The following is a 7,059-nucleotide window of genomic DNA, read 5'->3' on the forward strand; positions in this document are numbered from 1 at the left end:
TACCCATAAAAAGTCGCTGACAAAAACTTTGTCAGCGACTGCATTACGATTCAAGTTATACTAACTTTAGTAAAAGAAAGCAATTATTTTCCTTTCCCGATATCTTTCAAATAAAATTCAGGTGAAGAGAAGTATTCGTTCTTCAACCGGACCACTTCTTTACTTAATAATAGTAATGCAATAATATTTGGAATTGCCATTGCTGCTAAACTAATATCTAGTAAACTCCACATGACTCTTGCTCCACCAATTGCACCAACAAAGATGGAAAGAACGTAGATGACCTTGACAACCCAAACTGCTTTGTGACCAAAGAGAAATTCTGCTTGTTTTTCTCCGTAAAAAGATAATACGATAACAGTCGAAACGACAAAAAACAAAAGAGAAACGGTTACAATATAGCCGCCAACAGTACCTAAGCCCTCAGCAAAAGCAACGGAAGTAAGTGCTGACGGATCATTACCCGCACCTTCTGCTTTCCATACTCCAGTAGATAAAATAACAAATGCCGTTGCAGTACAAACTACTAATGTATCAATCACTACCTCTGCAAGTCCCCATAAACCCTGACGAACTGGGTGATCTGTTGTTGCTGTTGCATGAGCGATTGGTGCGGTACCAACCCCTGCTTCGTTCGAATAGACTCCACGAGCAAATCCGTGTCTAATCGCCTGAGCAATGACTGCACCTCCAAATCCACCAACTGCCGCCATTGGTTTAAATGCGTACGTGAAAATTAATCCAAAGACTTCTCCAATCATATTAATATTCGAAATAACAATAATGAATGCACCAGCTAAATAGATAAACACCATAATAGGAACAAACTTTTCTGTGAAACTACCAATCCGCTTAATTCCACCAATAATTACCGCTCCGACTAAAATCATTGCAATAATTCCAGTAATAGCAGGATTTATATTAAACGTTTCTTTAACCGATAATGCAAGCGAGTTAGCTTGTACCATATTACTGGCAGCAACTTCAAACATAAGAGCAGCTGCAAACCAAACACCGAGCCATTTCATGTTCAGGCCTTTTGTTATGTAATACATTGGACCACCAACATATTCTCCTTTTGCGTTTTTCTCACGATATTTAACGGCAAGAACAACTTCTGAAAACTTAATACAGCCAGCGAGTAAAGCAATTACCCACATCCAAAAAATTGCACCAGGACCACCGAGCATAATGGCAACAGGCACCCCAACGATATTACCAGCACCTATCGTACAAGCTAGTGCCGAAGTTAAAGCCTGGAATGGGGAGATTGTACCCTCTGCTTTCGCTAGTGGATCTTGTTTTTTGAAAATACCACCAACAGTCTGTTTAAAAATATATCCTGCATGTTTTATATGAAAAAATCCTAAGCGAAAGGTTAAAAAGATCCCACTTAAAAATAATAAAATAATCATTGGTGGGCCCCAAATCCAATCTGAAATTTTCACAATCGTTTCTAACATTCAATTTCCTCCGTTTCATAAAATGACAAATTTGTAAGCGTTTGCGATTGTAGACAATTAAAAAAGGCCATAATTTCAGCCGTTTACATTATTTTTATAAAAATATGAATGCGAGTAAATAAAAAAATTCTTATATAATCCCTTCCTTATTTTGGTATACATTCGGATGTCGACAATCCACAAGACGTATTAGAGACAGTATAATTCACCTTCATCTAGAAGTCAAGAAGCTTTAAAACGAAGGATCGTTATTGAACGATCTATTAATATTTGAATAACTCTTTTCCTTTTTTATAAAAATAGTCTGGAACACTCGCGATTTCAATCGTGGGATGAATCGACGTCTGTAGCTGTAATCTAATCATAAATCCACTTACAAACACTGTAGTATATAATAAGAAATAAAAACGAGGTCGATCATTAATGCAACACAAGGCCTATAAATTTCGGTCTATCCCACTAAAAGCAAATGACTACACAATGGGTTGTGCAAGATTTGTGTATCATCATCTCCTTTGTCTATGGCATATGGCATACTCTGAGATTGGAAAGGGATTATCGTACAATCAATGTTTGGCCATGGTTCCTAAAATGAAAAGGGTAGAAGAAATGGAGTGGTTAAAAGAAGTTGATGGCATTGCCCTTCAGTCCTACACAACAAAATACGTTAATCAAAATATCTCTATTGATGGTAACCTCCTGAAATTTTCTAAAATTGGGCATGTAACATTCGCCAAAAGCAGGAAACCCATCCCTAACGTAAAAAGAAAAATAATCAAGAACCGTAGGAACTACGGAGATAGCTTGGGGTAAAAGAGAAACCACTGTGGGTAGTGTATACCGCCTCCCTCAAGTATGCTCTGTTCCCAAGATTCTCATGACTTTAGTCATGAGAGGTTCAAGCTATTATACTTTTCATTTACTGTAAAATTTATTATTCTTGTAATGTGAACAAATACGACAAAGAAGGTTGGGTAATAATGAAAAAAGCATTAACACTTGCTGGCTCTGATTCAAGTGGAGGAGCTGGAATTCAGGCAGATTTAAAAACTTTTCAGGAACATGATGTTTATGGAATGACATCATTAACATCGATCGTTACAATGGATCCAAATAATCAGTGGAGCCATGGCGTATTTCCTATAGATGTAGATATCGTGGAAAAGCAGTTAGATACTATTTTATCTGTTGGTATTGATGGGATGAAAACAGGCATGCTCGGTTCCGTAGATATCATTGAACTTGGGGCTAAAAAGATCGATGAATTTAATCTAAAAACAGTGGTGATTGATCCTGTGATGGTATGTAAAGGGGAAGATGAAGTATTACAACCTGAAAATACAGATGCCTTACGTGATTTACTGATCCCACGGGCTACAATTACCACACCGAACTTATTTGAAGCGGGACAACTAGCAAAAATGGGATCTCTTAAAACAATTGATGATATGAAGGAAGCGGCAGTCAAAATTAATGAGCTAGGTGCTAAAAACATCGTTATTAAAGGTGGAAAAGCGCTGGAACATGAAAAAGCAGTTGATCTTTTTTATGATGGCGAAAACTTTACCTTGCTAGAAGCAAATAAAATTTCAACCACATATAATCATGGTGCCGGTTGTACTTTTGCGGCAGCAATAACGGCAAATATTGTTTTAGGAAAAACAGTGGAACAAGCTGTTACTGCGGCTAAAGACTTTGTTACTGCAGCTATTCAATATGGATGGAAATTAAATGAATACGTCGGTCCAGTAATGCATGGGGCGTATAATCAAAAATAATATTGGAAGGCTTTGCATGAAATAATGTAGTGCAAAGCCTTTAATTTGGTAAGATGTTCCCAATTCGACCAGAATATTGATATGTCCACCGAAGAAATGGGACAATTTTATATAAGTATCCTAAAACTAATATAAAGGAAGATGAGCCAACTCCAAAACATGGATCATCTAATCCGATTATATGAACGAAAAGTACAACCAAGTGACTTTTAATGTTCGCATCATTGGTGATTCTGATTCTCAAATTCTAACACTTTCATTATTCATCCCCCTTTTCGTAAATGACTTTCCAATGTCTTCGTTTCAATTTTACCGCTTCATATGTGAAACCTTTTCTTTTCATTACTTTATGAAGGGGGATGGGATTAAAAGGAGCATGTAAAATTAATGCCTGTCCTTTTTTTAACTGTTTAACAGTGCTCATAATTTAATCAAAAGGTTCCTTTTTAAGTCGCAAATCGTCCCGAACATCCAGTTCAATAAATAAGTTTTTGTTCAATCGGCTCACTTCATTCTTCATTATCTTTAATGTAATTATCTTTAATTAGAAAATCAGTGATGTAAATCACACTTATACGATGATTTCCAAGTTCAAAGAGACTGTTTCATAAGGTCTTTAGTCATCGTAAAAATAACTTATAAATAATGATTTATTCAATAAAATATTCAGGTATAAAGGTTGGTGAGGCAATCTGAAGATGGGTAATTATAATCATTTATAAAAAATAGTATTAAAATGACTTTACAATTTAAAAAAGTTTGATTAAAGTAGCGTTACATTAGTGTGACTACCAATAACTTCAATAGGGCTAAGGAAATGGATAAAAAGTAATCACAAATTTTTAGCAGAGAAGAAAATATTAATCCATATTTTCTGCTAAGCGCGACATCCTGGGATTGTGTCTTCGCTCGTTTTATTGAGAAGCTTTTGCGAATGCGATTACTTGTCGGCATAATCATTGTGCGTCGTAAGCGTCTACTAAGGCATTCGAGTAAAGAACTAGTGAATGCCAAGTTTTCTAATGGAATCGAATAAAGTTATACAATACAAGCTTAGACATATTTATAAATAGAGAGAAGAAAATATGAGGTGAGTTTTTGTGTTACCAATTGGAAGTGTTGTTTTGTTAAAAGATGGGGACGAGAAATTAATGATAACAGGGAGGAAACCGATCGTAAAAAATCATCAGAATGAAAATGTTTATATGGATTATATGGCTTGTTTATATCCGGTAGGCATGGTAAATGAGGAAATGTTTTTCTTTAATGAGGAAGATATTGAGACGATCTGTTTCAAAGGGTATAAAGAAGATGCCGAACTACTTAGTTTCATTACAGAATGGGAGAAACGAACCCCGATTCCAAAAGGACAAATTAATCAAAAGTTTTTGATTGAATAATTGTTAAGAGGGAAAAGAGGGATATATATGGATTATGATGCACGCATTAGTCGTTTAGAAACAGCCATTCAATGGATGACTAATGCTAGTTCTATTGCTAAAAATTCTCCGCAATCATTGGAAAATGTATTTTGGGAAAATAGTAAGGCGAAAGTTGCGTCTGAAGCATTTTTTGCTGAAATGGATCAATTATTAGTAAGATATCAATCGGCATATGATGAACTTTTACACACATTACAACAGCGTAAACAACAATTAGAAAAGTTGAAAATGGAGTTGTATCATTACTACAGTAGAGAGTTATTTGGTTTATCAGAAGAGGAACGACTGAATTATTTAAAGGATGCAAATATTGACCCAAGTGTTAGAAAGATGTTAACGTGAGGTGAATAGTATATGAATGATAGCAGAGTGGGTACTGGAATAATGATTAAGTATGATTCACAAAGAACGCTAGAAGGTATCGCCCAAGTAGAGAAACAACTCCAAGATTTTATCTATTCAACGGAACATTTAACTTCCCAGTTTCAACATGTATTTAGTGAATTATCTGGTGAAACGATCCAACAGTATGAAAAAGTAGTACGTGACTATTTCCAAAGTGCCAAATTAGCTGAAACATCTATAAAAACATTTATTCAATTGATCCACCTTGTCGATACAGAAATTATTGAAGCGGATAGAAAGAGTGAAAAGATGTTTACGAATAATTAGTGACAGAAGGTCCTGCTGTTAGGAGTGATCGTAGTGAGTGATATAAAAATCGACTTTAATACAATAGAAGAGTTATATAAGGTTATGTCAAAAGAGCAAAATAGTGTCGAAGAAATGATGAATGTGCTTACCCAGTTTAAAGAAACAATCAGGGAGCAACAATTTGAATCTAGCAGTTTGGAACAAGTATATCTTTTTTTAGATTCTTTAATAAGTGTAATGGAAATACTATCTAGTAATATGGTTACACTGCAAGAAAATGCAATGAAAATTGCACAAGAATTTTCTACGACTGATCAATCACTGGCATCAATGTACGGAATTAACAAGTGATCATTTTTTAGAAAAGAAGCAAAAATAGAAGGAATATGGGATGTAATTTACAAGTCTGGAAAGGGTGGCAAGTTTTTGAAAATTACAGTTCATACGGATGAGGTTGAAAGTTATTTAAAAAAAGTATATAAACATTATGAAAATCAAGAGGAAACGATTACGGAACATTTATCCTTCATTGATGACATCCATGACCTTCTTGCTTTAGAAGACCTTACCGCATTACAGTTTGAGCTTAAAGAAGTAGAAGTAAAGGGAAATGAATTTCTTCATAAAAAAATGCCACATGTACATGATGTTTTGTTACGAACAAAACCAGTTCATCCTTATGAAGAAGCGATTTTTAATATTCAACAGTTTATACGTGAACAAAATATTCCTGAACGTAATCGGGCTATTCGGGAGATTCAACCTTTTAATCGTACAACAAAAGTAAAAAAAGCAACGATGGACACCACTGCTACAAATGTAAATATAACCGGTTTGAATGAACTCTATCATGCTTGCGGTGGAAAAAATCCTTTCACAGGAGAAAAATTACATGTTAATGAATGGCTCGAAACAGTGGGATGGGGTCTATTATCAGTAGTTCCACCTGCTTATTTTGTGAGGAATAATGAAAAGGTTGGAAAAGCAGCAATTGGTTCATTCACTCTACAACAAAATGATTTTAATGTTAATAAAAAGAGAACAAAATTGAGTGAGTTGGCAACATTATCCACCCATCCATTTGAGTTGAAAGAAAACGAACGAGAAGATGTCACTACCGAAAAACGAATGAGATTGATGGAGGAAATAAAAAGTAATTTATTAGCTGATGGCAAGCCTCCTGTAAAACTTGCCAAGGAACAAATTGATGTCGAGAGCCTAAAAGATTAAAGGTTTAAAAAGTGACTTCATTTTCTTATTAGAATGAAGTGAGTATAGCATCAGTTTTTTAAGTAAATAACTCAATTTTCGGACCAATAAAAGGCGTTCAAACAGTTCGCTTGGTTAAGCTTTAGGATGCTTCGAATGATATCTTGACAACCTTGGTAGATAAACAGTTTTCCAAAAGATTGGGACTGCGAATTCTTCTACCAAATAGCATTTATTGTTTTTTACATATAAGATATAGACTGGTCAATAAGATTAATAAGAGATTACCTTCTCATTCTTTTTAAATTTAGTACTGAAAAATCGCTTCGGTAGAATACTTCGCTTTCCGTGGGCACGGCTTCAGCCTCCTCGCGGAAGACCACCGCTGTGGGGTCTTCAGACTCGTGCTTTTCCCACTGGAGTTATCATGAACGAAACTAGCCCCATCTTCGTAACAACGTAGATTAATTTGGTAATAATATTAAAAAATCAAACTACCAAAACAGAGCTACA

Annotated in this window: 8 protein-coding genes; 6 read left to right on the forward strand and 2 right to left on the reverse strand. The window is 35.1% G+C overall.

Features of this window, described 5'->3' with window-relative positions:
• Positions 1-83: 83 nt before the first annotated feature.
• Positions 84-1,463, reverse strand: a complete 1,380-nt coding sequence (locus DFR56_RS08195) for an alanine/glycine:cation symporter family protein (RefSeq protein WP_110394938.1) — start codon at positions 1,461-1,463, stop codon at positions 84-86.
• Positions 1,464-2,443: 980 nt separating this feature from the next.
• On the opposite strand from DFR56_RS08195, the gene pdxK reads away from it, so the two are divergent.
• The gene (gene pdxK / locus DFR56_RS08205; protein ID WP_110394940.1) at positions 2,444-3,241 is read left to right on the forward strand and encodes a pyridoxine/pyridoxal/pyridoxamine kinase; all 798 of its coding nucleotides are present in this window, start codon (positions 2,444-2,446) and stop codon (positions 3,239-3,241) included.
• Positions 3,242-3,500: 259 nt separating this feature from the next.
• On the opposite strand, the gene DFR56_RS23815 is transcribed toward pdxK, so the two are convergent.
• Positions 3,501-3,665: a DUF2249 domain-containing protein gene (locus DFR56_RS23815; protein WP_307787018.1), complete on the reverse strand. Its 165-nt coding sequence runs from the start codon at positions 3,663-3,665 to the stop codon at positions 3,501-3,503.
• 676 nt (positions 3,666-4,341) lie between these two features.
• Between DFR56_RS23815 and DFR56_RS08220 the strand changes: the two genes are divergently transcribed.
• The 5 genes from DFR56_RS08220 to DFR56_RS08240 all read left to right on the forward strand — a co-directional run bounded on the left by DFR56_RS08220 (position 4,342) and on the right by DFR56_RS08240 (position 6,567).
• Entirely contained in the window at positions 4,342-4,641 is a 300-nt protein-coding gene (locus DFR56_RS08220) for a DUF4176 domain-containing protein (RefSeq protein WP_110394942.1), read from the forward strand.
• Positions 4,642-4,668: 27 nt separating this feature from the next.
• On the forward strand, positions 4,669-5,025 hold the full coding sequence (locus tag DFR56_RS08225) for a hypothetical protein (RefSeq protein WP_110394943.1): 357 nt from the start codon (positions 4,669-4,671) through the stop codon (positions 5,023-5,025).
• Between the two features lie 12 nt (positions 5,026-5,037).
• Positions 5,038-5,355 (forward strand): hypothetical protein, encoded by a 318-nt coding sequence (locus DFR56_RS08230; RefSeq protein ID WP_110394944.1) that lies wholly within the window; start codon positions 5,038-5,040, stop codon positions 5,353-5,355.
• A 33-nt stretch (positions 5,356-5,388) separates the two neighbouring features.
• Entirely contained in the window at positions 5,389-5,688 is a 300-nt protein-coding gene (locus tag DFR56_RS08235; protein WP_110394945.1) for a hypothetical protein, read from the forward strand.
• A 75-nt stretch (positions 5,689-5,763) separates the two neighbouring features.
• On the forward strand, positions 5,764-6,567 hold the full coding sequence (locus DFR56_RS08240; RefSeq protein WP_110394946.1) for a hypothetical protein: 804 nt from the start codon (positions 5,764-5,766) through the stop codon (positions 6,565-6,567).
• Positions 6,568-7,059: the final 492 nt, after the last annotated feature.

The organism is Pseudogracilibacillus auburnensis, from assembly GCF_003201975.1.
Taxonomy (GTDB): Bacteria; Bacillota; Bacilli; order Bacillales; family Amphibacillaceae; genus Pseudogracilibacillus; species Pseudogracilibacillus auburnensis.